This is a genomic window from Streptomyces sp. NPDC059909 (assembly GCF_042730885.1).
GTDB lineage: Bacteria > Actinomycetota > Actinomycetes > Streptomycetales > Streptomycetaceae > Streptomyces.
Map to the genome: position 1 here is coordinate 19377 of NZ_JBHWKX010000023.1, position 24197 is coordinate 43573.

The following is a 24197-nucleotide window of genomic DNA, read 5'->3' on the forward strand; positions in this document are numbered from 1 at the left end:
CACACCCCAGAATGGATCACGGTGCGACACCTTCCCGTTGACCCGCACACTCTGCTGACGCTGCTCACGGCACTGCCGCTCGTCGGGCTGCTGCTGTGGGTCTTCACCCGGCACTGCGCGATCGCCATCGGGCTGCTGCTGGGCATCCAGATCTGGGCCGTCGCTGTCGGCGGGCAGTCGGCCGCTCTCGACATCGGTGTCCGCATCTACCCGGCCGACGTCCTGACCGCCTGCGCGTTGTGTGTCGCCCTGGTACGAGTGTCGCGTCGCGGTCCTTCGGCCCATGCCGGACTGTTTCCCGTTATGGCGTTGGTCGTCCTTGCCGGATGGTCGACCCTGCGAGGGATCGCCACCTTCGGCCTCCAGGCAGCCGGCAACGACTCCCGGGTCTACTTCTGGCACTTCCTTGCCATCGCCCTGTACATCGCCACCGTGCCCCAGAGCGCCCCACTGGGGCGGGTCGTCACCCGGGCATGGCTGGCCACCGCAGCCGCGTATGCGTTGTTGAGCCTGATCGGTTGGGCGGGCCGCGGACTGCATGCGGCCAACACCCAGGTAGCGGTCGGCGGCGTCGCGGTCGACTCCCGACCGGTACCCGCCGCCGCGGCGCTTGTCCTGACGCAGGCCGCAGCATTGCTGCTGTGCCCGCTCAGGCCTGGCGCCTCGGTTCCTGGACCGGCGCCTTCCCGCACGCCGGAGCATGGCGGGACTGCGGACCGTGGCGAGAAGGAAGGCGTGTGGCGCGGGCGTGCCAGGCCCCTGGCGGCCTTACTGCTTCTTGTCCTTGTCGTGCTGCTGCAGCACCGCACCATCTGGGTGGCTGCCGCGGCCATGGCGGTCGCGTGGTGGGGACTGCGTCCCGCGCGTGCGGGGCAACGCATGGCGTCCGCGACTGCGGGGGCTCTGGTGCTCTGCCTGACGGTGTTGCTCTTTTCCGCCGGCGCTCTCGGCGCGATCGGTGGCTCTCTCGCCGATTCCTTCAGAGAGACACAGGGCACGCACAGCACGTTCGCCTGGCGGGTGATCGGCTGGCAGGATCTGCTGAACGCGCCGCGTTCGCCGGCCCAGTGGCTGATCGGGGCGCCCTTCGGCTCCGGTTACGAGCGGTACTTCGCGGGCGGCCTCGTCACGGTTTCCCCTCATGACTACTACCTGCACGTCATGCTGCGGCTGGGCCTGGCCGGAGTGGTGGCGTTGCTGGTCCTCTACTTCGTGGTCTGGCGGTGGCTCGTCAGGGGAGGTCCCGGGACGCTGGCTCTGCGTCTGGCTGTCATCGGCCAGTTGGTGCTGTTTGTCTCCTACTCGGCCTTTCCCGAGCAGGCGGTACTGCTGGGGCTGAGCATGTGGCAGGCCCGAATCTGCGCAGCTGACAGCGTTATGCGTAAGTCACCGTCCGGCAGGCGGGATCCCATGGCCACCATGCCCCGTCCAGCGGCCACCGCCCGCCCCGGGCCGGCGTGGGAACTGCACCGCAGTGCACCCCGCGCCAAGTGCTGAGGGGCGACCGGGCGGCGCGAGAGGCACGGCGTGTAAAGTTCGCAATTGCCGGTAAAGACCACCAAAGGCGATCACAATGGGCGGGTGACTCTTCTTCACCAGGCCCGCAGAGCCGTGCAACGCTTCGGCGTCGATGTGAACAGGTTTCCAGAATGCTCCTTCGACTACCGCACGGTGCAGTTGATGCGCCATTCCGGTGCCGATGTGGTACTTGACGTGGGAGCGAACCGCGGACAGTACGGGGAGATGCTGCGACGATTCGGCTACCAGGGCCGGATCGTCTCCTTCGAGCCCTTGCGCGGCCCCTTCGACGCCCTTCGCCGTCGAGCACATGCGGACCCGCTGTGGACCGCTCTGCCGCACGCGCTCGGCGACGAGAGAACAACCGTCACCGTCAACGTGGCCGGCAACAATGGATTGAGCAGCTCCGTGCTGCCCATGCTGCCCCGGCATACAGAGGGGTGCCCGGACTCCCGCTACGTGGGCCGCCAGGAGGCTGAGCAGTATCGCCTCGATGTCTTGTGGCCTCAGGTGGCAGGGCCGGAGGACAACGTCTTCCTCAAGCTGGACGTGCAGGGATATGAGGAGGCCGTACTGCGCGGCGCCGGCGACTTCGTGGGACGTTGCTGCGGGCTGCAGTTGGAAGTCTCGTGTGTCCCGTTGTACGAGGGAGGCCTGTTGTTCGAACAGGCGCTGAACCTGGTGCAGAACCGGTACGGCCTGACCCTGATGGCCGTCGTGCCGGGTTTCACCGATCGCCGGACCGGCCAGATGCTCCAGTGCGATGTGGTTTTTCTCCGCGGAGGCGATCGGGAAATGGGCGGAATTTGACACTCGGGTTGCGGTGACCGCGCCCGAGTCCGCTGATGATCGATCCCCAGGAACGTCGGCACGTCGGAAACAGGCCGCGAGCGGCCATGATCTGATACAGCGGGAGATGTCTCCGCAGCAGGCAACAGAGTGCCGCGACGAGCGCGACGGACAGCAGCATGAGCCAGGTGGCCGGGGACGACCGACCGCTGGCGACCTGGGAGACGGCAACTCCTGCCGCGTACAGCACGAGCCCCAGGGCGGCGTGCACCCCGTAGCCGACCCGTAGTCGACGCCGCTCGACGACGTTCTCGCCCCACTTCCACATTTGGACCGCATGACCGCCCAGCTGTCCTGCGAGGGCCGAAACGGACATCAGCATGAGGCTGTCGCCGGCACCGGCCACCAGCGCTCCGGCGCCCGTCACGGCAGCCACAGTTGCCTGGGCGACGGCCAATCGCCGATGGGAACCGCACACCGTGTCCACCGAGAGCGCGACCGCGTACACCAGGGCAGCCGCGGAGAAGACGCACAGCAGGGGAACCAACCGGGCGGCGGTCGTCCATTCTGGTCCCAGGAGGAGCATCAGCGCATCGGGCCCGATCCCGGCGAGGAATGCGAACGGCATGAAGGACAGTGCGGAGGCGACGAGCAGCACGTCGGTCACCGCCCGGCGGAAGGCAGGAGGCTCGTTGCGTTGGGGTGCCGGAACGTGGGTTGCGTGGCCTTCGTTCGCATGGGAGCCGGACGTGCCGTCACCTCGTAGGGTGTTCGTCCGTACTCTGGTGAGAGCGGGGGTGGTGACGCGGGTCAACCCGGCGGCGAGCATAGTGAGAAGCAACCCTGTGAACAGCGTCGCGCGTGAGTAGTACCCGGCTGCCGCCGGGCCGATCAGCGCCCCGACAGCCCACAACGGGACGGTATTGGTCACGTACTGGGCGAGCTGGTGGGCTGCAACGAACCCCGAAGTCCCTGCCAGTTCGCGCAGGCAGACCGGCCGTCCCGTGGGTCGGCCGCCCCCCGGCGGCAGGCGCCGGGCGACCAAGGCGCCGGCGAGAACCGCGACACACAGCTGAGTGGCCACCGGCGCGGCGGCCAGCCCCATCGGGTTCCAGCCGTTGGCCAGCAACAGCGCGCCGGTGAGCAGCCCGGCGAACTGTGCCGCGATCTCGACCAGTACCGCAGCCCGCTGTTCAAGGAGCCGCCGCAAGCCGGCCGTGCTTACCGCCGCCGCGGGAAGAACCAGGAACTGGCAGCCCAGCAACCGCAACAGTGCACCAGCCTGAGGAGCATTCCACAGCTCGGCCCAGAGCGGGGCCGTCGCTTCCACCACGGCAAAGCTCAGGATTCCGCTGAGCATGCCCAGCCGGAGCGTGGCCATCAGCAGGTCGCGTGACAGCTTGCTCGAGCAGAGCACGGTGTTGGCGAGCCCGGCATTGGCGAAGTAGCCCATGAGTTGGGCGATGGACAGGGCAGAGGCGAATGCACCGAACGCGGCAGCGCTGACAGTGCGTCCGGTGTACGCGGTATAACCGAGCTGGATGAACGATGCCGCGATGGCCGCAGAGTAGTTCCACAGCGCTCCAGAAAGGACCAGTTGGCCGTTCGGTCGCTTGTCCAGCGGCAGGCCGGCCCCCTGTCCGGCCGGTTCGCTGTCGGTCCTCACCCCGCGCAATCCTCCCAGGCCGAGATCCGCTGCCACGGGTCGCTGGGAGGAGGAGGAAGCGGCAGGAAGTCGCCCAACATGAACTGGAGGGACTGGAGATCGGTCAGCCGTGCGCCGACCCAGCGACGCAGTCGCTCCCCGGACAAGTCCAGCTCACGCTGTTCCTGGGCCAGCAACTCTCGTACACGGACCTTCACTTCCCGTGGTGTGCGTACGAGGTGGAGTCCGTCCCGTGGACCGGGCAGCCACCCCATCCCTGGCCGTGCCTGTCCGACGTGTACGCGCCCGGCGGCCCCGCAGATCGGCAGCCGGTCGGAGAAGTAGCCGGGGTAGTGTCCGTAGTGGTCCCACCCGACGCTGATCCGTGCGGTGTGCAGCACCGCGATCTGCTGCTCGAACGGGATCGGGCCGAGAGCGTGCGGGCCGTGCCAGCCGGCTCCGAACACCCCGAAGCGGCAGCCCAGTCGCCGCAGTCCTCGGACAACGCGGACCCGCTCCCAAGCTCCCGGCAGTCGCGGTACCACGCGCGCCCGTGTGACGCTGTTACCGATTGTCACCACGTCGAAGGCGGCATGGTCGCCGGGCGGAGCGGGGCGGTCCTGCTCAGGAAAGCAGTCCAGGGGCAGCGTGTGCGGCACGTAGCGCACCGGCACCCGGGCGATGGCCTGCAGCATGATCAGCTGTGCGCCTCCTGCGACACTGAACACGACATCCGCTGCACGGAGCCATGAGTGGCTGGACGGGGGAAGCCGTTTGTTGCCGCCCCAGGCGTCGCCCTCCTGGTAGACGACGACGGGCGACCCCGCCGTCCGCAGCACACGAACGACGTCCTCGTACGAGAAGGGGAAACCGTGCGGGGACTGCACGAAGACCACATCGGGGCGGGACTCGACGACCGTGCGCTCCAGCGTGGCGAGTGCCGCCTCGCGACCGCCACGGGCCATGTCAGCCCGTGGTGCTTCCGGCACGTGCGTGAGGTGTCCATCGGCCTCAAGCCTTCGGAAGGCACCCGTGAAACGGCTGCGCGACGTCAACTCGAGTTCATTGTTGAGGTGCAGAACCACCAGTGGACTCACTACTGCTCCTCGCTGTTGACGGGGTCCTGGACACGCCGGAGCGGCATCCGACTCAGTCCACGAGGAAGTTTGCGTAGCGGGGCGGAGGAACAAAGCCGGCCGGAACCGGCGCAGGCCCACTCCTGCCGAGGTGGCGGATCCGCCGGTACCCGAGTTCATGGACGGATTCGCGCAGCCTGTCCAGGGCGGGCCTGTCGAGGCACTCGGCGATGATCGTTGGACGGTGGGCGGAGATGGTACGACTCATGCCGTGCAGCACCTCGGGCTCCAGCCCTTCCACGTCGATCTTCACCAGATCGACCGCAAGGTCCCCTACTGCGTCGTCCCCCGTGATCACCTCTACTTCCACTGTTCGGTCAGCGGGCTCTTCGGCCAGCAGGGAGGCGGCGGTGGTGTCGGCCGGGATCCCCAGGCGTGCCCTGCCGTGGGCGTTGGACAGCGCTTTCTCGACGAGGACGACCCGATCCTGGAGATGGTTTACTTCGATGTTGCGGCGCAGCTTGCGCATCGAGTTGGGGTTGGGCTCGACGGCCACCGCGCGGAGCCGCTCATTGGCTTGGCAGGCCAGCAGGGTGTAGATGCCGGAGAATGCGCCGACGTCGACGAACCCCCTGGCTCGGCGGGCTAGGTCGAAGATGACCGGATGAGTGGTCTCCTCCCAGTGACGCATGTTCGTCCAGATGAGGCTGCGGGCCAGGATGTCGTCGATATCGCTGGCGTAGCGGAAAGAGCTGCCGTCGGGAGCGCGCAGCGTCCATACACCCGTGGGGTGCAGTCGCTTCCAGACCTCGTTGGGGACACAGCCGTTCATCGCCGCGAGTCGGACGGCCCGCTGCACCCCAGGGAAGCGGAAGAGAGTATCGCGGGCAACCCGCAAGTTGTCGTGCACAGTCACGGACGTCAACGTACGGCAGCGGATGGGGAGGTCCGTGGTGATGACACAGGTGTCGACGGTCCATCTCGCCGTTTCACTCCGCAGAACCAATGAGCCGGTGCGCCCTCTGTCTCCGTGGCCCCGGGCCGTGGAGACAGAGGCCGGCGGGCGTAGCGCAGGCACCGGACCGTGGTCTTCTGTTACGTTCCCCAGTTCGGCTCACGCACTTCTTCCGAGCATGTTCAGCAAACCAGCGCAGAAACGCTCCGCCATGCCGTCGACCGTATAGGCGGTGGCATCCCGGCCGCAGGCCGCGCGAAGGGATTCCAGACGGGTGCGGTCGTTCAGTACTTCCTGCACCGTCATCGCGTAGGTCTCCGGATCGTCCCGGGTGACCAGCGCATTGCGTCCGTCCTCCAGGTACTCGAACTCCGGCGCGTGCCATGGCCAGGCCGTTGTCACGATCGGTGTCCGCAGTGCGAACGAGTCCACGGCGCAGAGGCCGACTCTTCCGGGCATCAGCATGATGTCCGAGACAGCGCCGAGTAGACCGACCTGCCGTCCCGTCGTGTGTCCCAACGGCACCACCGGGCTGTCGGGGGAGGCGGCCGCAGCGCTCACCAAGGGCCGGTCCACGCCGTCCCCGGCGACCAGCAGACGGAAATCCGGGAAGGTCCTCGTCACGCGCCGCACGCAGTCCAGAAGGAGCGGAATCCGTTTGGAGGCGTCGAGACCGCCCAGGAACAGCGCCGTACGTCCCGGCCTCAGGTGGTAGCGCTTGCGCAGTGCTGCCGCTTCGGCGCACTCCGGGGTACCGGGTGTTGCCGCGCGCTCCCGGACGCCGGCCAGCGCCATGGTGTCCACGCTGTTGTGCAGCACGGTGATTCTCTCGCGGGGATATCCGCGGTCGGCGAGGTGCGCGGCTCCGCCTTCCGTGTACGCGAAGAACCACGAAGCGTAACGTGAGACGACATCCTTGGCGGCTGTCTCCAGACGGCTCACCGGCTTGGTGTAGGTGCGGCCGTGTCCCCACAGCGCCACTCGCGGAGACGCGCCGGTCACCCGTGCCAGTCGTTGCTTCAAGAGCAGTGGGTAGGTGTCCAGATTGTGCAGAGCCTGCTCCACCACGACGATGTCGGCAGAAGCCACCCGGCGTTGCACCCGCTGCCATACCAGCGAGCGCCCCCCGGGCAGGCTGAACTGGCGGACGGGCAACTCGACTGCTCCCGGGAACCAGGAAGCATCCTGCCGCGCCGCGTGACTGGGCGGCGGAGGGCCGTGCAGCACGTCCAAGGCGCAGCCCGCCGCCCGGAGGCGATCGCTGAGGCGCTGGAAGAGCTCTGTCCGATAGCCGGGAATGTACGGCTGTACGACCGCGATCCTCCGGAGCCGACCGGGGGTCATCGTGCACCCCGTTCGGCGACGACTGCGGCGTACACGTTCTTGATTTGCTCCACCCAGACACGCTCCGTGTAGCGACGCTGGAACACGCTCCGGCAGTGGTCGCGCAGCGAGGGGAAGTGACGGGCTGCCCGGCTGAGCACGGCGTCCAGCGGCTCGCTCCAGTCCACCACCTTGCCCGTGCCCTCGTCCCGTACCGAGTCGGCGACGGCGGAACCGGTGAACGCCAGTACCGGAAGCCCGGCGGCGAGTGCCTCGGGATAGATGAGCGGGGCGCCCTCCAGCCAGCGGCTGGAGAAGACCAGACCTCGCCAGGAGGGCAGACGCTGCCGGAGTTCGGCATGGTCGAGCGCTCCGAGGAAGCGAACCGTCCGTGGCGCGGCCCGGCGGCAGTCGTCGAGCAGGGGGCCGTCGCCCACCACATCCAGCCGTTCGTCGGCCGGCCAGCGGGCCAGCAATTCCATGAGGCCCTTCTCCGGGCTCAGCCGGCCGGCGAAGACCCAGGCCCTGTCGGTCATGGTGGTGCGGGGCGGGAACGAACCGTCGGAGTCGGAGTCGGAGGTTGTGGTGTCCGTGGTGAAGTTCGGCACGAGAACCAGTCGTCGTGGCTCGATGCCGGCACGGATGTACATCTGGCGGCTGGTCTCGGACAGCATCACCACGCGGTCCGCACGACGCAGCAGCGCATTGGCGGCGGCTCCGTGGCGCCCGGCCCATGCCAGTGGCGCGGTTGCCACGGGCGAACCGCGGTAGCAACCGTTCCGCAGCCCGGCCCATCGGTCGCCGTCGGGGCAGAGGGTGCACATCGTGCCCTGCCGGTACAGCGTGGCGGCGGCGCACAGTGGCCGGTAGTTGTGCACCGAGGCGACGATCGGGCCGTGCCAGCGCCGTAGCCAGGATTTTCCGAAGTTGGGGAAGAGATTGTGCACGTGGACCACGTCGGGACGCAGCCTCCGCAGGCCGGCCTCGGGGGAGCTGCCACGCCCGGTACTCACGGTGACAGCGGCCCGCAGCGGGTAGTACGGGGATCGACTGAGTTCGTCCGTGTGCGCGGCCACAAGGTGTGTCTCGTGACCGGCCCGGGCCAGTGCTGCCATCTGGTCCGTCACGGCCTGGTTCTCGCCGCTGGGAGTGGCCGAGCTGTAGAAGCTGTGCACGATGGCGACCCGCAACGACGAGGGGACGTGTGAGGAGCCGCTCGCTGGAGCCGTGTCGAGAGCCATCAGATGCGAGTCAGGGTGTAGTTGCGTCCCTCCACGTGGCGAACCACGTAACCGGCGCCCTCCAGTCGGCGGAGCCGTCGGCGCAGGGCCGAGGGGCCTTGCGGAGTGTCGAATTCGACGCAGAGGACTCGTGGCAGTGTGTCCTCGGCCAGCATCCGGTCGAGCACTGGTTCCTCGGCTCCTTCGATGTCCATCTTCAGCAGGTCGACTTGCTGGTGTCCCAGTTTCTTCATGAACGTGTTCAATGTGTGGCACTGGGCCTCGAATCCCGGTCCGCGACCGCGCACCTCGGTTGCGGAGTGAGACACGTGCGCGGGATCGGCGGGCGGATGAAAGTGCAGTACTTCGTCCTCCTTCCACAACCCGAGGGGGAGGAAATGCCATCGTGGTTCGGTGATTCCTGCGGCGAACACGACCGAACGGGGAGTCGGGTCCATTGCCCAGACCTCACACCCGAAGCGCTGGATGAGGGCCAGATCGAAAGTGATGTCCTCGCCGACGCCTGCCGCGTAGACGACGGATTCCTCGGTGATCAGACCGGTGGGAACCCACCATCCTCCGTAGGCGCTGCCGAACCGTTCCAGATCGCGGCCCGGGCGAATCCTGGTCACCCACGGGACGACGGTTGCCGTGGTCTTCAGCTTGATCCGCCGGGTGAGTTGTGTAACTGCCATGTGATGCGGCTCCGGTGCTGTCTGCGGGTGTGCGGAAGTCAGCGACGTTCCCTGGCGACGAGGCCGAAGGACGCCGGTGGGCTGAACCGTTCTCGACGGCCTGGAGCAGCCCCGACTGGGCGCACCAGTAGCGTTGACCGCCACCTTCACGAAGGCGGGCGCGGGCGGGTCCCGAAGTGCCTCCTCGTCCACGCCGTCGCGGACGAGGAGGCACTTGACCATGTCGGGCTACGCTCGTGTCGTCGTAGACGTCGGCGCAGGCGGGAGGTGAGGTCACGACGGAGTGGGCCTCGGCCGAGTCGCCGGACGAAGTACGCGTTGCGATCCGGAATCCTGGACAGCCGGGACCGGCTGCCCTTTCGGCAGTCGTGCCCGATTTCCGTGCTCGTGCTCTTGCAGATCCCCCCGTCGAGGGGTCTCCGGAGTGATCGTCATGGCCGTACCTTAGGAATCCCGCCGGAAATTTCCGGCCCCTGACCGACGAGTCGGGCCGGATTCAGGCGATCGGCTCCCGCAAGGACCGCACGGCCGTCGACTCGTACGGGGCGAGTGGCCTGGCGCACCACCCCCTGCACGAACCGTGCGTTGCCGAACAGGTACCGGCGCCAGAGGCGGCGGGGTTCGCAGCCGAGGCGGAACAGCCATTCCAGACCGCTGTGCTGCATCCACGTCGGTGCTTGCCGCTTGGTACCGGCGACGAAGTCGAAGGCCGCGCCTACCGCCACGGCGACCACGGGGAGTGCGGCGCACAGTTCGGCGGCCCAGCGGTCCTGCTTGGGGGTGCCGAGTCCGACCCAGACGATGTCCGCCGCGACGGAACGGATCTCCTCCGCCCGTTGTTGCAGGTCCCGGGCGGTCAGCGGGCGGAAGGGCGGCGAGCAGGTGCCGGCAATCCGTGCCCCGGGGTAGCGCCGTCGCAGTTCCCGGTGCAGCGCGTCCAGCACCGAGGGTGTGGAGCCGAGGAGATAGTGGCTCAGCTCGGTGTGCTGGCTCAGGGCGAAGACGTCCAGCAGGAGGTCCGGTCCGTACACGCGCCTTGGCGGCAGAGCCGCGCCGCGGTGCAGGAGTTGGTTGGCCCAGACCACCGGCTGTCCATCGGGGAGGTTGAGCGCCGCCGAGCGAAGCGTCTCGAGCAGTTCCGGGTCACGGTCGGCGAGGGCGAGGGTGTAGGCGTTGCACAGATGCACATCAGCCCCGCGAGGGGCATCGGCGGCGCGGGCTCCGTTCCTACGCCGCAGCCGGTCCGCGCGGCGTGCCTCCCGGATCCGGTGGGCAAGGTGCACGACCCCGCGGGCCGCGCTCTCGCGGGTGTGTGCGGCGATGGGCACGCCCAGGCACCCGACAACGGGGACCGTGGCTGTTTCCCCCACGCGTTGTGCGCTCGTCGGGGCGGTCATCGACGGGCCGCGGCATTCAGCGGGGAAGCGGCCCGGTGGTGCTTCTGCTCGGTGAACTCGCCGAAGGCCATGCGTCGGCGGAAGTCCGTGATGGTTTCGCGCAGACCGTGTTCGACCGGAGTCGTGGGATTCCAGTCCAGTAGCTCGCGCGCCATGGTGATGCTCGGACGACGCTTTTCCGGGTCGTCCTGCGGTCGGGGGACCAGCACGATCTCGGAGGAGGATTCGGTGAGCTTGCTGATCCACTGGGCCAGTTCCAGCATGGAGACCTCGTGCGGGTTGCCCAGGTTGACCGGACCGCCGTGGCTGCCGGCGAGCATGCGCAGCAGACCGTCCACGATGTCGTCGACATAGCACAGGGACCGGGTCTGGCTGCCGTCTCCGGTGACCGTGATCGGCTCGTCTCGCAGTGCTTGGCGAATGAACGTCGGGATGGCCCGCCCGTCGTCGGGACGCATCCTGGGGCCGAAGGTGTTGAAGATGCGCACGATCTTGGCGTCCACGCCATGGGTCCTGCGGTACGCCATCGTCAGTGCCTCGCCGAACCGCTTCGCCTCGTCGTAGACGGAACGCGGCCCCACCGGGTTGACGTGCCCCCAGTAGCTCTCCGGTTGCGGGTGGACCTGGGGATCTCCGTACGTCTCGGAGGTGGAGGTCAGCAGGAAGCGGGCGTTCTTGGCGGCAGCCAGGTCCAGGGAGTGCCAGGTGCCGGTCGATCCCACGCGCAGCGTCTCCAGGGGCAGCCTCAGGTAGTCCGCGGGCGAGGCCGGCGACGCCAGGTGGAACACGGCGTCCACCGGTCCGGGCACGTTCAGTCCCCGGTTGATGTCGCAGTGGTCGAACTGGAAGCGCGGGTTACCGAGCAGATGCTCGATGTTGTCCATGCTGGACGTCAGGAGGTTGTCCACGCACAACACGACGTGGTCTGCGGCAAGCAGGCGCTCGCACAGATGGGAGCCGATGAATCCGGTCCCGCCCGTCACTACGGCACGCATGAAGGTCCTCTCGGCTGCCGCCGTCGCAGGGGTCGACGGCCGCAAGCGCAGTGTCATTGCCGAAACTTACATCGACATCGTGTTTGTATTCATTGATCCGTTTCGATCCATTTCAGACGTCAGGTGCATGAATATGCCAGCAGGCTGGTCAGGTTTCCCTCGTTCGGTTGAAGGCGAGTCCGTCCCGGTTCCCGCTGCACTGACGTTTCGTCACCACTCCGCTCAGCGGCGCCAGTCGCCGCGCGGAGCCCGTGCCGTCAAACGGACCATGGACGTGGCGGGGGCCGCCGTCCTGCTCCTGCTGCTCGTCCCGGTGCTGCTCGTGGCCGCCGCCGCGATCAAGGCCGACTCTCCGGGGCCCGTGCTCTTCCGTCAGCGGCGTACAGGCCGGCACGGCAAGGAGTTCCACGTCCTGAAGCTGCGCACCATGCGGGCCGGAGCGGAGGGAATGCGAGCGGCACTGGCCGTGCGCAACGAAGCCGACGGGCACCTGTTCAAAATTCGCGAGGACCCCCGCGTCACCGCCACCGGACGCCTGCTGCGCCGCTACTCCTTGGACGAGCTTCCGCAACTGGTCAATGTGTTGATGGGCCACATGTCGCTGGTGGGCCCTCGACCGCTGCCGGTCGAGGACTCCGCCTTCACCGGGCCCGCCCGCCGCCGTCTCCTCGTGCGGCCGGGCCTCACCGGCCTGTGGCAGATCAGCGGCCGGTCGAACCTCGCCTGGGAGGACGCCCTGCGCCTGGACCTGAAGTACGTCGACGCCTGGTCGATCCGGATGGATCTGACCATCCTCGTCCGGACTCTGCCTGTCGTACTGCGCGGGGACGGCGCCTACTGAGGCGCCCGTCGCCGAACCGCTGCCACAGGACATGGGAAGGGAGAAGCGGGTGCCGCGTGTCGAGAAACGCTCCGAACCGCGCATCGCCGGCACGTTGGTCCGATGGATGCGGCATCGTCGTCCCATGGTGCTGGCCTGTGCCGTCGTAGGGGTGCTCGTGGCCTGCGTCGCCTGGATCCTGGTCACCAGCATGCTCGCCCGCAATGAGTTGCTGGCCGCCCAGCGGGCCCTGGAGCCGCTGCGACACCGGATCGCCGCAGGCTCGCAAGCAGTCCCGGCCGCGACAAACACCTCGTCGGGGGCGGGAACTCCGGGGGACGCCGTGCGTGTCGCCGCCCTGCATGCTGCCAGAGCACATCGCCTCACCACCGGCCCGGTCTGGTACCCCGCCGCGCATCTGCCCATCGTCGGCGGCCCCTTGCGCACCGTACGCGGCTCCGCGGCGGCAGCCGACCGGCTGACCCGCGACGTGCTCTCCCCCCTGGTGCACACGGCCGTCGAACTCACCGCCGGTACGGGGACGGGCGGCGGCCACCTGAACCTCACCGGCCTGCGTCGCGCCGCTCCCGCCCTCGACCGGGCCTCGCGCACCGCATCCGAAGTGCGAACCCAGGTCGCCGGGTTGCCCCGCAGCACCTGGCTCCCCGCACTTGAGCGGGCCCGGACCCGGCTCGTAGAACAGCTCGACCGGATCGTCCCCGCCGCGGTCGACGCCGCCGCGGCGGCGCGCCTGATGCCGTCGATGCTGGGAGAGCAGGGCCCACGGCGCTACATGATGGTGTTCGAGAACACGGCAGAGGCGCGCGGCACCGGCGGGCTGCCCGGGGCGTTCGCGATCCTCACCGCGGACCGGGGGCAACTGGGTTTCGAGCGCTTCGGCAACGACACCGAGCTGGCAGAAGCCCGCGCGGCGGTAGACCTGGGAGCCGAGTACGCGGCGTTGTACGGCCGTAATGCCCCCACGAGTGTCTGGGTCAACTCCAACCTCAGTCCGCACTTCCCGTATGCGGCCCGCATTTGGACCGCCGTCTGGCGGGAGCACACAGGGCAGAGGCTGGACGGCGCATTCGCCCTCGATCCCAGCGCGCTTGCCGGGCTGCTCACCGCCTCCGGTCCCGCCCGCCTGCCCGACGGCACCGCGATCACGGCAGCCAACGTGCTGGACCTCACCGAGCGCACCAGCTATGCGACCTACCCGGACATCAACGACCGCAAGAAGTTCTTCATCGACGTGGCCCGCGCCACTGCGGACGTGCTGCTGGGAGCCGCCGACGATCCGCAGCGACGTCCCGCGTTGTTCGCCGCGCTGCGAGGGCACCTGCAGGAGGGGCGGGTCAAGGTGTGGAGTGCTCATCCGTCCGAGCAGCGTGAGCTGCGATCGCGACCGTTCGGTGGGACCCTGCCCGACGGCTCCGATCCGTTCGCCGGACTGGTCGTCAACAACGCGGCCGGCACCAAACTGGACTACTACCTGGACCGGCGCCTGGACTGGGTGCCCGGCCGGTGCACCGCCGCCGGCCGTGAGGTCACCGTGACCGTGCGCCTGACGAACAGGGCACCCGGCTCGGGACTTCCCACTTATGTCACCCAGCGGGTCGACGCCCCGCCCTACAGGACCCGGCCCGGCGACAACCGACTCCTGGTTTCGTACTACGCGACCGAAGGTGCGCAGTTGGTCACGGCGACTCTGGACGGAGGACGGGCCCTGTTGAGCCAGGCGACCGAACGCGGCCACCCGGTCTACACCTTCGATCTGGAGCTGCCCGCGGGCACCACCCGCACTGTCGTGCTGCACCTGCTGGAGCGCCCCTCGGACCGCCACCCGACTATACTGCGCCAGTGGTTGGTGCGACCTCTGCAGGCCACGGTGCGGCCGTCCCGTCCATGTGGTGACTAGTTCGGCGCGCTGCGCCGCGCCGCGTTACGCCCGCCCGGGGTCGCGCCCATGCCGCGCGGCGGCGCACGGAGAACCGCACGGTCAGGGTGCCGGGGCCAGGACCGCTGCGGCGATCCTCTCCACCGACTCGGCGATCCGCACGGCCGCCTGCCGCGCCACCTGCACGGGCGCTCCGTACGGATCGGCCACATCGTCGTCGGCCCAGGCGCCTCCTCCCCTCCTCTCCGCGGCACCCTTGACCAGCGCCACGGCCCGCTCGGCGGGTTCCGCCACACCCGCGGCGTCCTCCGGTCTCAGCAACCGGGCGAACTCACGCAAGGTGAAGGCCCGCTGCAGCGACCACAGAGGTGACAGTCGCACGGCCGCCTCGCGGTGTTCTGCGGCAGCACCCAGCAAAAGGTCGGAGTCGTCCACCAGTGCCGCCGTGAGTCGGCGGGCGCGCGCGCCACTGGGATCTCCGCCCAGCCCGACGAGGAGGGCGGCCGCCACAGGGTCCATGGCTGTTCCCGCTCTGGCCGCCGTGCCGGCGCTGCTCACTCGGAAGGTTCCGGGAAGCGCGGCGAGCCGGGCCTTCAGCAGGCGCTCCGCCAGGGGCGAGCGGTGCAGATTTCCCGTGCAGACGAAGAGGACGCGAAAGGGCGTCCAAATGCGTCCTGCGGTTGTCGAGACCGGGGAACGGGGCATGGCGGAAGTATCTTCCCGGGCTCCGTGCTCTGCCGCCCGCCTCGCCGGACGAACCCATGCGGAATACCCGCGCTTCCTCGGGACGCCACGGCCGGTGTCGCCCGCGCTCGGCCATACGGGTGCACCTGGTACACCGTCCTGCCGAGCACCGTGGTGTGGCGGTTTGGGCAGGGCCGACCACGTCTACGGATCCCAGTACTTGATCGTTCCGATGCCACTGCGGTCAGGCGATCCGCAGCGCGGAGGTCCCCGGCTGGGACTTCCGGCGGTGCCGGAGGCCGCGCGGCAGTGCCGATCGAGTCGAACGGAGTGACGTACGCGAGTGTCGGTAGAGGTGGTTCGGACGGCGAACTCCCATGTCGCCCTTTGAAGAAGATTCCTGCCAAACCCTTCGTCCCGCGCCATGGACGGCAACAACGACCACCGCTTGTCAGAGCGTCACCTAAGGAGCCACAAACCATGCCCAGACGCACCGTATGGCGAGCCGCCATGGCCGCCACCGCAGCAGGCTTCATTGCCACTGCTCCGTTGATCGCCGCCGAGCCGGCGTTCGCCCAGCCCTACCCCCCGGGCGCGGACGTCGTCGTCGACGACGTCACCTTGGACCCCGGTGAGGAGGTGACCTTCCGGGGGACCGGTTTCGAGGACGGCGAGGTGGTCCTCGGCCGCCTTGTTTTCGTGGGCCCTGACACTGCCGCCGCAGCAGCGGGTGCCGCCGCGTTCGGAAGGTCGTTGGCGGTCCCGCAGTCCTTGGCAGCGGCCCGCCCCACGCCCGAGTCCACGTCCAAGCCGAAACCCACTCCCACCTCTACGTCGACCCCGCGGCCGATCGTGGAGCTCGGAACCTGGACCGCAGACGAGAACGGCGTTGTGGAAGCGGAGGTCACCATTCCCGAGGACCAGCCCCCCGGCCTCCACGACTTCCAGCTCGTCGGACAGAACGCGGGGCCGACCCTCTCCGCACGGGTGGCCGTGCTCGAGGATGAGGACGGCGACGGCGACGGCGACGGCGACGGCGACGGCGACGGGGACGGGGACGGTGACGACCACGGACGACCCGGGGACGGTGACGGGGACGACCACGGCCGCCCAGGACACGATGACGACGACCACGGCCGCCCCGGCAGCGGTCACGACGATCACGACGGGTCCGATCACGATGACGACGACGAGTCCGATCACGATGACGACGACGACCACTCCCGTGATGACGACAAGAAGGATCACGACAAATCCGGTGGTGGCGGATCCTCCGGTGATGACAACGGCTCTTCGAACTCCTCGCTGGCTGACACCGGTTCGTCGTACGCGTCCGTAGCGCTGCTGACCGCCGCAGGCGGCCTGGTGCTGCTGGGTGGTGGAACGCTCGTCATCATCAAGCGGCGGCGTTCTGCCGGCCACCGCGGCTGACCGACGACCGGGACGTGGCACCGGCGATCTCCCGGACAGCGCAGTAGCTGTCCGGGAGATCGCCGGTCGGCGGTTGCGCCATGGGGGCGACTGCCGGTGAGCCGTTCCCGCTGTCAGTCCTCCGGGCCCGGCCGCCGTGCGAGTGTGGGGCCATGCGGCTTGCGTCAGTGGTCCTGGTGGCGACGGTTGCTCTGGCCGGCGGAACGCTCGTCCGTTCGTGCCAGGGAGGCCACGATGTTGTGAACCACGGGCAGAGCAAGTCCGGGACGGCAACGGAACGGGTCCAGCAGCTGCGGGTCGAGGTCATCGAGACCCTGTCACACGATCCGAAGGCCTACACGCAGGGCCTGGAGATGGCACACGGCATGCTCTACGAGAGCACGGGGATGGCCGGCCGGTCGACGATCAGGTCTGGTCGGCCCGGCGCCCGGCCGACACGGCTCTCCGAGCTGCCCGCGCCGTTGTTCGGTGAGGGAATCACGGTCATGGGCGCGACTCTTTGGCAGCTCACCTGGCGCGACGGCATCGCGATCGAACGGAACGCAAGCACACTGGCCGAGTTGCGCCGGGTTCCCTACGAAGGTGAAGGGTGGGGGGTGTGCCACCAGCGGCACCGTGGCAGGTTGGTGACGAGCGACGGCTCCTCCCTGCTCGTGTTCCGGGACCCGAAGACTCTCAGGAAGAGGGGCGAGGTCGCCGTTACCTTGCGCGGGCAGCGTGTGGGGCGGCTGAACGAGCTGGAATGCGTCGGTGACACCGTCTACGCCAATGTCTGGCTTGCCGACCGCATCGTGCGGATCGACGCCGACTCCGGCCGCGTGACAGGAGACATTGCCGTTCCGGCCCTGATCAGCGCAGCCGAGAGGCGGCACGCGGACGTCCTGAACGGGATCGCGGCCATTCCAGGAACCCGTCAGTTCCTGCTGACCGGCAAGTGGTGGCCCAAGATGTTCCGGGTGGCGTTCGTTCCGGCGTCGCAACCTCCGGGCCTCGGGGGATGATCGCGCCGGGCGGTCGGTCGGACGGGCGGCCTCAACCGAAGTCCGAGCTAGTCGGCATGACGCGACGAGGTCGCGCACGCAGGAGCGCTGCGGCTGTTCCAGCAGAACAGGATGGTTGTTCCTCGGCTGACCCGGAGCGGGGCCCGATAGGGCGGCGAACCCCCGTCAATGGGCGTGGCGGCGTGCTCGTAGGGCCAGAGACAGCGCGAGCACCGACTGAGGGTCGTCCAGGTCCGTGCCCAGCAACTCCGAGATGCGGCCCAGCCGGTTGTAGAGCGTCTGGCGGTTGAGGTGGAGCTCGCGCGCCGTCTCCGCCTTGCGGCCCGCGTGCGCCAGGTACGTCTCCAGGGTGGGCAGCAGGGGCGGGCGGGAGGTGCGGTCGTGGTCGAGCAGCGGGCCGATCGCCCGGTCCACGAAGGCCGCCAGGTCCGGATGGTCGCGCAGCCGCCACAGCAGCAGGTCGATGTCGAGACGGCGCGCGTCGTACCAGGGCCGCTCCGCGAGGCCCTGTGCCGCCGTCGCCGTCTCGGCGGCGTGCCGCAGGCCCGCCGACGCCGCCGCCCAGCCGCCCGCGACGCCTACCACGACCACCGGCGGGTGGGCGCCGGCCCGCTTCAGGCCCGCGCGCTCGAGGCCGGTGCGCAGGGCGGCGGCAACCCGGTCCGCCACCGCCGTACGCTCCGACTCCGAGCGCAGGCCGAGCAGCAGCGGCACGCGGCCCTCGACGGGGCGTACGCCCAGCAGGACCGGCACGCCGACCGACGACAGCTCTTCGAGCACCGCGCGGGCCAGCAGCGACCAGTTGCCCGAAGGGGACAGCTCGGGGGCCAGCCGCATCACCACCGGCAGCAGCGGTCCCTCGCCCGGCCGGAAGCCCAGCACCCGTGCCTGCTCGGGCGCGTCCTCCGCCGTGATGCGGCCCTCGGCGAGATCGGTCAGGAAGTCGCCGCGACCGCGCGCCGCCAGCTCCTCCTCCTGGCGGGCCTGCATGAGGACCACCGCGATGACGCCCGCGGCCCGTTCGGCCGCCAACCGGTGCACCGGGAGCAGGGGCGACGACACGGCGAGGAGGACGAGGCGGGCGCGTACCGCACCGGCGCCGTGCCCCCCGCCCGGCACGTCCACCAGCACCGCCCCCGCCGGCGGACCGGACTCCCGCGCCGCCCGCTGGCCGCGCAGCCCCTCCCACACCTGGAGCGGGTCGGCGGCGGCGGGCCCGGACTCGCTGCCCGCGGCGTACAGCAGCTGCCCGTCCGCGGTCTCCAGGAACACCGGATTGGCCGTGAAGTCCGCGAGGATCCGCAGCACTTGGGGGATCCCGCCACCGCCGAGCAGCGCCTCCGTGCACCTGCGCGCCACCTCCTCGGCCCGCTGCAGCAGCGCGTAGTGGTGGTTGACGATCTCGGTGTGGACCTCCTCCGTCACCGACACGAACGGCACCTCACGGTGCAGCTGGATCAGCGGCAGCCCGGCGGACCTGGCCGCCTCGACGATGGTCGCGGGCAACCGGGTGAACCGCGGGCCGAGCTCCACGACCAGCGCCGCGATGCCGCGCTCCGCGAGCCGGCGTACGAAGGCGCGCTGCTCGGCGGGCCGGGTGCCGAGGCCGAGACCGGTGGTGAGCAGCAGCTCCCCGCCCTTGAGCAGCGACGCGATGTTCGGCACCTCGCCGGCGTGCACCCAGCGCACGGTGCGGTTCAGCCGGTCGGCGCCCGCCACGACCTCCGGGAGCCCGCCGCGGAGTGCGGGCAGCTCCAGTGCCCGCTGCACGGTGATGCCGCCCTGATTGTCCACGCCGCCGTTCATGTCGCCGGACGCTACCCGGCGTCACGTTCCAAGAACATCACCCACGTGTCACGGACCACACCGGGGCCCGTTCCGACCCGACAACTCGTCGTCCCAGGGCGGCAATTACCGGACCTCGTGCCGATTGTGGCGCGTGTCACCTTCCACAATCCTGGCGCCTCCACATCGGGCCCAGCGAAAAGGACGGCGCATGTCCAGCAGGAGCACTCCCGAAGTCCAGCGGCTCAAGGCGAACTCCGTCGGCCTCGTCGGCGTCGTGTTCATGGCGGTCGCCACCGCCGCCCCCATCACCGCGATGACCGGCAACCTCCCCATCGCCGTCGGTTTCGGCAACGGCACGGGCGCCCCCGCCGGCTATCTCTTCGCCACCGTCGTCCTGACCGTCTTCGCGGTCGGCTACGTCGCCATGGCGAAGCGGATCACGGCGGCCGGGGCGTTCTACGGTTTCATCTCGCACGGCCTCGGCCGGATCGCCGGCATGGCGTCGGGCATGCTCGCGGTCCTCGCGTACATCGTCTTCGAGGCCTCGATCGTCGGGGTCTTCGCGTACTTCGCCCGGACCACCGTCGAGGACCAGCTCGGCGTGGACCTCCCCTGGATCGTCTATGCGGCCGTGATGCTCGCCGTCACCGCCGTCCTCGCCCACTTCGACATCAACCTGACCGCGAAGGCCCTCGGGGTCATGCTGGTCGCCGAGGTCGCCGTCCTGTTCGCCGTCGCCACCGCGGTACTGATCGCGGGCGGCGGCCCCGACGGCATCCCCGTCGAACCGGTCGACCCGAGGAACGCCTTCACCGGAACCTCGGCGGGGCTCGGCCTCTTCTTCGCCTTCTGGTCCTGGGTCGGCTTCGAGTCGACCGCCATGTACGGCGAGGAGTCCCGCGACCCCAAGCGGGTCATCCCACGCGCCACGCTCATCTCCGTCATCGGCGTCGGGATCTTCTACATCTATGTCTCCTGGATGACGATCGCGGGCAACGGACTGGCCGGCTCGGTGAAGCTGTCCTCGTCCACCAGCCCGCTCGACCTGTTCTTCGCGCCCACCCATGAGTTCATCGGGGGCTGGGCCGTCGACGCCTTCCAGTGGCTGCTGCTCACCGGCTCGTTCGCCTGCGGCATGGCCTTCCACCAGTGCGCCGCGCGCTATCTGTACGCGATCGGCCGTGAGGGCTTCCTGCACCCCGCGCTCGGCCGTACCCACGCCCGGCACGCCTCCCCGTACATCGCGTCCGTCGTGCAGACCTGTATCGCCGTCGCCCTCGTCGCCGCGTTCTGGCTGACCGGTCAGGACCCGTACGTGCACCTCTACACGCTGCTCGCGATCCTCGGAACGATGGCGATCCTGATCGTCCAGACACTCTGCTCGTTCGCGGTCATCGGCTACTTCCGCACCAACCACCCCGAGGACCGGCACTGGTTCAGGACCTTCACGGCCCCACTGCTCGGCGGCATCGGCATGACCGCCGTGGTGGTCCTGCTGGTGATGAACATGGAGACCGCCGCCGGTCTCGCCGCCGACTCGGTCTTCTTCAAGGCGATCCCCTGGATCGTGGGCGCGGTGTTCTTCGGCGGCATCGGCCTCGGCTGCTACCTCAGAGCCAGGCAGCCGCAGCGGTACGAGATCATCGGCCGGATCGTCCTCGAGGACGCGGCCGAGCGAGACACCGGCAACGGCAACGGCAACGGCAACGGCAACGGCAACGGCAACGGCAACGGCAACGGCACAGGCACAGGCACAGGCACAGGCAGCACCGAGTCCGCCCCCGCGACCGTCTGATCCGAGGAGAGCCCGCCATGGCACGCACCCACCCGATGCACCTGCTGAAGCGACTCGTCTCCGACCACGCCGATGCCCGGCGGCTGCGCCTACCCGTCGCCGAACTGCGCGGCCTGCGCGCCGAGGCGTCGACCAGCAGCCGCCGCGAACTGCTCGCCCGCGCCGCCGCGGTGGGCCTCGCCGCCACCGTCGGCACGGCCGCCGCCGCACGCCCCGCACCCGCACGGGCCGCCACAGCCGCGGGCGCCACCGCGCCCCGCGTCGCCGTCGTCGGTGCCGGCATCGCCGGCCTCACCGCGGCCCTCACCCTCCGCGACGCGGGCATCGACTGCACCGTGTACGAGGCCAGGACCGACCGGGTCGGCGGCCGGATGTGGACCCAGCGCGGGCACTGGGCGCACGGGCGGACCTCCGAGATCGGCGGCGAGCTGATCGACACCAGCCACAAGACGATCCTCGGACTCTGCCGCCGCTTCGGCCTCCCCGTGGAGGACTTCCTGGGCGGCGGGCCCAACGGCGCCGAGGAGGTCCTCTGGTTCAACGACGGCTACTATCCGCGCGACCAGGCCGACGAGGACTTCAAGGCCGTCTACCAGCCCCTCCGCCGCGACCTCCAGGAAGCGGGCGAGGTGTTCTGGAACCGGACCACTCCGGCCGGCACCGCCCTGGACACCATGTCGCTGTACGAATGGATCGAGTCACGGGTCCCCGGCGGGCACGCATCGCCGCTCGGCCGCTTCTTCGACGTCGCGTACAACGTCGAGTACGGAGCCGACACCACCGAGCAGTCGTCCCTCGCCCTGGTCCTGCTGATGGGGTATCAGCCCAATCCGGGCAACTTCAACATCTGGGGGCTCTCCAACGAGCGATACCACATCACCGGCGGCAACGATCGACTCCCGCGTGCCATCGCCGCCTCGCTGCCCACGGGCTCGCTGCTGATGGGCCGTCGGCTCATGGCGGTGCGGGCCAACGGCGACGGCACCCGGACCCTCACCTTCGACGGCGCCGGAGCCGTCCGCACCGTCACCGCCGACCACACGATCCTGTGCCTGCCGCTGCCCGTACTCCAGCAGATCGACCTGTCCGGGGCCGGGCTCGATCCGCGGATGACGAATCTGCTGCGCGACGCCCGCATGGGTGCCTGCACCAAACTCAACATGGAGTTCGACTCCAGGCCCTGGCGCGGCACCGGGCCCTGGCCGGGCGTGTCGGCGGGGGACTGCTTCACCGACACCGATGTCCAGCAGACCTGGGACACCACCAAGATCCAGCCCGGTACCGGCGGCATCCTCATCCAGTACGGCTCTGGCACCCTCGCCAGGCAGCTGACCCCCGCGACGCCCTTCCCCACCGAGTCGGACCCGTACGTACGCGACCTCGCCGCCCGCAGGCTGACCGGCATCGACGCGTTCTTCCCGGGGACGAGGGGCGCCTGGACCGGACGGGCCCAGCTCTCCGCCTGGCACCGCGACCCGTACACCCAGGGCGCGTACTCGTACTGGCCCGTCGGCTATCTGCACCGCTACGCCGGGTACGAGGGCACCCCCCAGGGCTCCCTCCACATCGCGGGGGAGCACTGCAGCTACGACTTCCAGGGCTTCATGGAGGGCGGAGCCGCCGAGGGCGAGCGTGCGGCGAACGAGGTGATCGAGGCACTGCGGTGAGGCCCGACCCGGAGGACGGGGTCTAGTCGGGCGACGGGGCCGCGGGACGGATGTTGTGGTTCAGCCGGAACAGGTTGTCGGGGTCGTACTGCGCCTTGACCGCGGCGAGCCGCCCGTAGTTCTCGGCCCCGAACCCGGCCACGACGCGGTCCTCGCCCTCCTGTCCGATGAAGTTGAGGTAGACGAGGCCGATGGACCACGGCATCACGTCGTTGCGGGCGTCGCGCACCCATTGCCTGCCGCGTGCGTCGTCGGCGGGGCTGTCCCAGATCGCGAACGGGTGCGCGACCCACTCGGCGGTCCGCCACGGCACCGGGTACTGCGAGTCCCCGCGCGCCAGGGCGCCGCCCATGGGGAAGAGGATGTGCTGCGAGTTGGACGGCACGATCATGCTGTCCGCGCGGGCGCAGAAAGCGTCCACGGCCTGGTCGGGCAGCGCGCGCAGATACTCGGCCGACCAGTAGTTCCGCAGGCCAGGCGGGTCGTCGATCATGCACTGGAGCTCGGCGTACGGGAGCTCCGTGACGACCTCCGCCGCGTGGCCGAGACCGAGCAGCGGCCCGGCGGCCCGGCGCAGCTCCGGCACGGTGCCCGCGTACGTGACCAGCACCAGGCACACGGCACGGTCCACCAGGTGCTCAGGCATGAAGTCCTCGGGCGGGCCGGTCAGATAGATGAACCCGCCGCCGACCTCGTCCGGCGCGGACTCCAGCACCTCCCGGTAGACGGGCAGCACCTCGGCTCCCCGCTCGGCCGGGAAGAACAGGAACGCGACGGACATGGCGGGCAGCGGATGCAGCCTCAGCGTGATCGACGTGGCCACGCCGAAGTTGCCACCGCCGCCGTGCAGCGCCCAGAACAGCTCGGGGTTCTCGTCCTCGCTCGCGCGCGCCTCGCTCCCGTCGGCCGTGACCAGGTCGACGTCGACGAGGCTGTCGCAGGCGAGGCCGAACTTCCGCTCCAGCCAGCCCGATCCACCGCCCAGCGTGAAGCCGCCCACCCCGGTCGTGGAGGCCCGGCCACCGGTGGTCGCCAGGGCGAACGGCTGTGTGGCCCGGTCCAGATGGCTCATCGTGGCTCCGCCGCCGATCCGTGCCGTACGAGCCTCGGGGTCGACGGTGACCGCGTGCATCCGGCGCAGATCGACGACGAGACCGCCGTCGCTCGCGGCGAGGCCCGCGACGCTGTGACCGCCGCCACGGACGGCAAGCTCCAGCTCGTTCTCCCGGCCGAAGCGCACCGCAGCGGCCACATCCGCCGCCGACTCGCACTGAACGATCACCGCGGGCCGCCGGTCGATCATCCCGTTGAAGAGCGCGCGGGCCTCGTCGTACCCGGGGTCGCCCGGGATGATGACGTCACCGCCGAGGCTTTCGCGCAGTCCTGTCAGGGCCGCTTCCGCGAGGGTCCGGGGCGCCATGAGGGCCCCCTTCCGGGGTGCGAACAGGACTCTCCCATCGTAGAGACGGGCTCCGCGCCCCGCGCCCTGGGCGCCGCCCGG

18 protein-coding genes and 1 pseudogene are annotated in these 24197 nt (G+C 69.6%); 8 read left to right on the top strand and 11 right to left on the bottom strand.

Features of this window, described 5'->3' with window-relative positions:
- Positions 1-21: 21 nt before the first annotated feature.
- Both ACFV9O_RS17680 and ACFV9O_RS17685 read left to right on the top strand, forming a co-directional pair.
- Positions 22-1497: an O-antigen ligase family protein gene (locus tag ACFV9O_RS17680; protein ID WP_385418525.1), complete on the top strand. Its 1476-nt coding sequence runs from the start codon at positions 22-24 to the stop codon at positions 1495-1497.
- An 84-nt stretch (positions 1498-1581) separates the two neighbouring features.
- On the top strand, positions 1582-2328 hold the full coding sequence (locus ACFV9O_RS17685; RefSeq protein ID WP_385418528.1) for an FkbM family methyltransferase: 747 nt from the start codon (positions 1582-1584) through the stop codon (positions 2326-2328).
- Here ACFV9O_RS17685 and ACFV9O_RS17690 read toward each other — a convergent pair.
- From ACFV9O_RS17690 to ACFV9O_RS17725, 8 genes are all read right to left on the bottom strand, one after another.
- A complete protein-coding gene (locus ACFV9O_RS17690) occupies positions 2246-3973 on the bottom strand; it encodes an oligosaccharide flippase family protein (RefSeq protein WP_385418529.1) in 1728 nt (575 codons plus the stop codon). The two genes, ACFV9O_RS17685 and ACFV9O_RS17690, sit on opposite strands and share 83 nt — an antisense overlap.
- Positions 3970-4917: a hypothetical protein gene (locus tag ACFV9O_RS17695; protein WP_385418532.1), complete on the bottom strand. Its 948-nt coding sequence runs from the start codon at positions 4915-4917 to the stop codon at positions 3970-3972. Before ACFV9O_RS17695 ends, ACFV9O_RS17690 begins: the two co-directional genes overlap by 4 nt.
- A gap of 184 nt (positions 4918-5101) precedes the next feature.
- Entirely contained in the window at positions 5102-5944 is an 843-nt protein-coding gene (locus ACFV9O_RS17700; RefSeq protein ID WP_385418534.1) for an FkbM family methyltransferase, read from the bottom strand.
- A gap of 198 nt (positions 5945-6142) precedes the next feature.
- On the bottom strand, positions 6143-7138 hold the full coding sequence (locus ACFV9O_RS17705) for a glycosyltransferase family 4 protein (protein ID WP_385418536.1): 996 nt from the start codon (positions 7136-7138) through the stop codon (positions 6143-6145).
- Between the two features lie 185 nt (positions 7139-7323).
- Positions 7324-8547 carry a glycosyltransferase family 4 protein gene (locus ACFV9O_RS17710; protein WP_385418539.1) on the bottom strand — a complete coding sequence of 408 codons (1224 nt, stop codon included), beginning with the start codon at positions 8545-8547 and terminating at the stop codon, positions 7324-7326.
- A complete protein-coding gene (locus tag ACFV9O_RS17715; RefSeq protein WP_385418542.1) occupies positions 8547-9158 on the bottom strand; it encodes an FkbM family methyltransferase in 612 nt (203 codons plus the stop codon). Before ACFV9O_RS17715 ends, ACFV9O_RS17710 begins: the two co-directional genes overlap by 1 nt.
- A 494-nt stretch (positions 9159-9652) precedes the next feature.
- Positions 9653-10549, bottom strand: coding sequence for a WecB/TagA/CpsF family glycosyltransferase (locus tag ACFV9O_RS17720; RefSeq protein WP_385418545.1), 897 nt, complete (start codon positions 10547-10549; stop codon positions 9653-9655).
- Between the two features lie 65 nt (positions 10550-10614).
- Entirely contained in the window at positions 10615-11613 is a 999-nt protein-coding gene (locus ACFV9O_RS17725; RefSeq protein ID WP_385418548.1) for a UDP-glucuronic acid decarboxylase family protein, read from the bottom strand.
- A gap of 244 nt (positions 11614-11857) precedes the next feature.
- Between ACFV9O_RS17725 and ACFV9O_RS17730 the strand changes: the two are divergent.
- Positions 11858-12454 (top strand): annotated as a pseudogene (locus ACFV9O_RS17730) (sugar transferase); the annotation flags it as partial.
- A gap of 124 nt (positions 12455-12578) precedes the next feature.
- The gene (locus tag ACFV9O_RS17735) at positions 12579-14351 is read left to right on the top strand and encodes a DUF4012 domain-containing protein (protein ID WP_385418551.1); all 1773 of its coding nucleotides are present in this window, start codon (positions 12579-12581) and stop codon (positions 14349-14351) included.
- Between the two features lie 81 nt (positions 14352-14432).
- On the opposite strand, the gene ACFV9O_RS17740 is transcribed toward ACFV9O_RS17735, so the two are convergent.
- A complete protein-coding gene (locus ACFV9O_RS17740) occupies positions 14433-15035 on the bottom strand; it encodes a low molecular weight phosphatase family protein (RefSeq protein ID WP_385418554.1) in 603 nt (200 codons plus the stop codon).
- Positions 15036-15494: 459 nt separating this feature from the next.
- Here ACFV9O_RS17740 and ACFV9O_RS17745 point away from each other — a divergent pair, with 459 nt between their 5' ends.
- Both ACFV9O_RS17745 and ACFV9O_RS17750 read left to right on the top strand, forming a co-directional pair.
- Complete coding sequence (locus ACFV9O_RS17745; RefSeq protein ID WP_385418557.1) at positions 15495-16445, top strand: hypothetical protein; 951 nt, start codon at positions 15495-15497, stop codon at positions 16443-16445.
- A 167-nt stretch (positions 16446-16612) separates the two neighbouring features.
- On the top strand, positions 16613-17446 hold the full coding sequence (locus tag ACFV9O_RS17750; RefSeq protein WP_385418561.1) for a glutaminyl-peptide cyclotransferase: 834 nt from the start codon (positions 16613-16615) through the stop codon (positions 17444-17446).
- Between the two features lie 165 nt (positions 17447-17611).
- Here the strand turns inward: ACFV9O_RS17750 and ACFV9O_RS17755 are convergent, their stop codons facing one another.
- Positions 17612-19252: a PucR family transcriptional regulator gene (locus ACFV9O_RS17755; protein WP_385418564.1), complete on the bottom strand. Its 1641-nt coding sequence runs from the start codon at positions 19250-19252 to the stop codon at positions 17612-17614.
- Positions 19253-19442: 190 nt separating this feature from the next.
- On the opposite strand from ACFV9O_RS17755, the gene ACFV9O_RS17760 reads away from it, so the two are divergent.
- Complete coding sequence (locus ACFV9O_RS17760) at positions 19443-21029, top strand: APC family permease (RefSeq protein ID WP_385418567.1); 1587 nt, start codon at positions 19443-19445, stop codon at positions 21027-21029.
- A gap of 17 nt (positions 21030-21046) precedes the next feature.
- On the top strand, positions 21047-22696 hold the full coding sequence (locus tag ACFV9O_RS17765; protein WP_385418570.1) for a flavin monoamine oxidase family protein: 1650 nt from the start codon (positions 21047-21049) through the stop codon (positions 22694-22696).
- A gap of 22 nt (positions 22697-22718) precedes the next feature.
- Here the strand turns inward: ACFV9O_RS17765 and ACFV9O_RS17770 are convergent, their stop codons facing one another.
- Positions 22719-24116, bottom strand: coding sequence for an FAD-binding oxidoreductase (locus ACFV9O_RS17770; RefSeq protein ID WP_385418573.1), 1398 nt, complete (start codon positions 24114-24116; stop codon positions 22719-22721).
- Positions 24117-24197: the final 81 nt, after the last annotated feature.

What these genes read in the sequence shown, in the direction of transcription:
- ACFV9O_RS17695 (WP_385418532.1), bottom strand. Translation starts at nt 4,917, where the DNA reads ATGGCCCGTGGCGGTCGCGAGGCGGCACTCGCCACGCTGGAGCGCACG.
- ACFV9O_RS17725 (WP_385418548.1), bottom strand. Translation starts at nt 11,613, where the DNA reads ATGCGTGCCGTAGTGACGGGCGGGACCGGATTCATCGGCTCCCATCTG.
- ACFV9O_RS17760 (WP_385418567.1), top strand. Translation starts at nt 19,443, where the DNA reads ATGTCCAGCAGGAGCACTCCCGAAGTCCAGCGGCTCAAGGCGAACTCC.
- ACFV9O_RS17755 (WP_385418564.1), bottom strand. Translation starts at nt 19,252, where the DNA reads ATGAACGGCGGCGTGGACAATCAGGGCGGCATCACCGTGCAGCGGGCA.
- ACFV9O_RS17765 (WP_385418570.1), top strand. Translation starts at nt 21,047, where the DNA reads ATGGCACGCACCCACCCGATGCACCTGCTGAAGCGACTCGTCTCCGAC.
- ACFV9O_RS17740 (WP_385418554.1), bottom strand. Translation starts at nt 15,035, where the DNA reads ATGCCCCGTTCCCCGGTCTCGACAACCGCAGGACGCATTTGGACGCCC.
- ACFV9O_RS17735 (WP_385418551.1), top strand. Translation starts at nt 12,579, where the DNA reads ATGGTGCTGGCCTGTGCCGTCGTAGGGGTGCTCGTGGCCTGCGTCGCC.
- ACFV9O_RS17770 (WP_385418573.1), bottom strand. Translation starts at nt 24,116, where the DNA reads ATGGCGCCCCGGACCCTCGCGGAAGCGGCCCTGACAGGACTGCGCGAA.
- ACFV9O_RS17710 (WP_385418539.1), bottom strand. Translation starts at nt 8,547, where the DNA reads ATGGCTCTCGACACGGCTCCAGCGAGCGGCTCCTCACACGTCCCCTCG.
- ACFV9O_RS17745 (WP_385418557.1), top strand. Translation starts at nt 15,495, where the DNA reads ATGCCCAGACGCACCGTATGGCGAGCCGCCATGGCCGCCACCGCAGCA.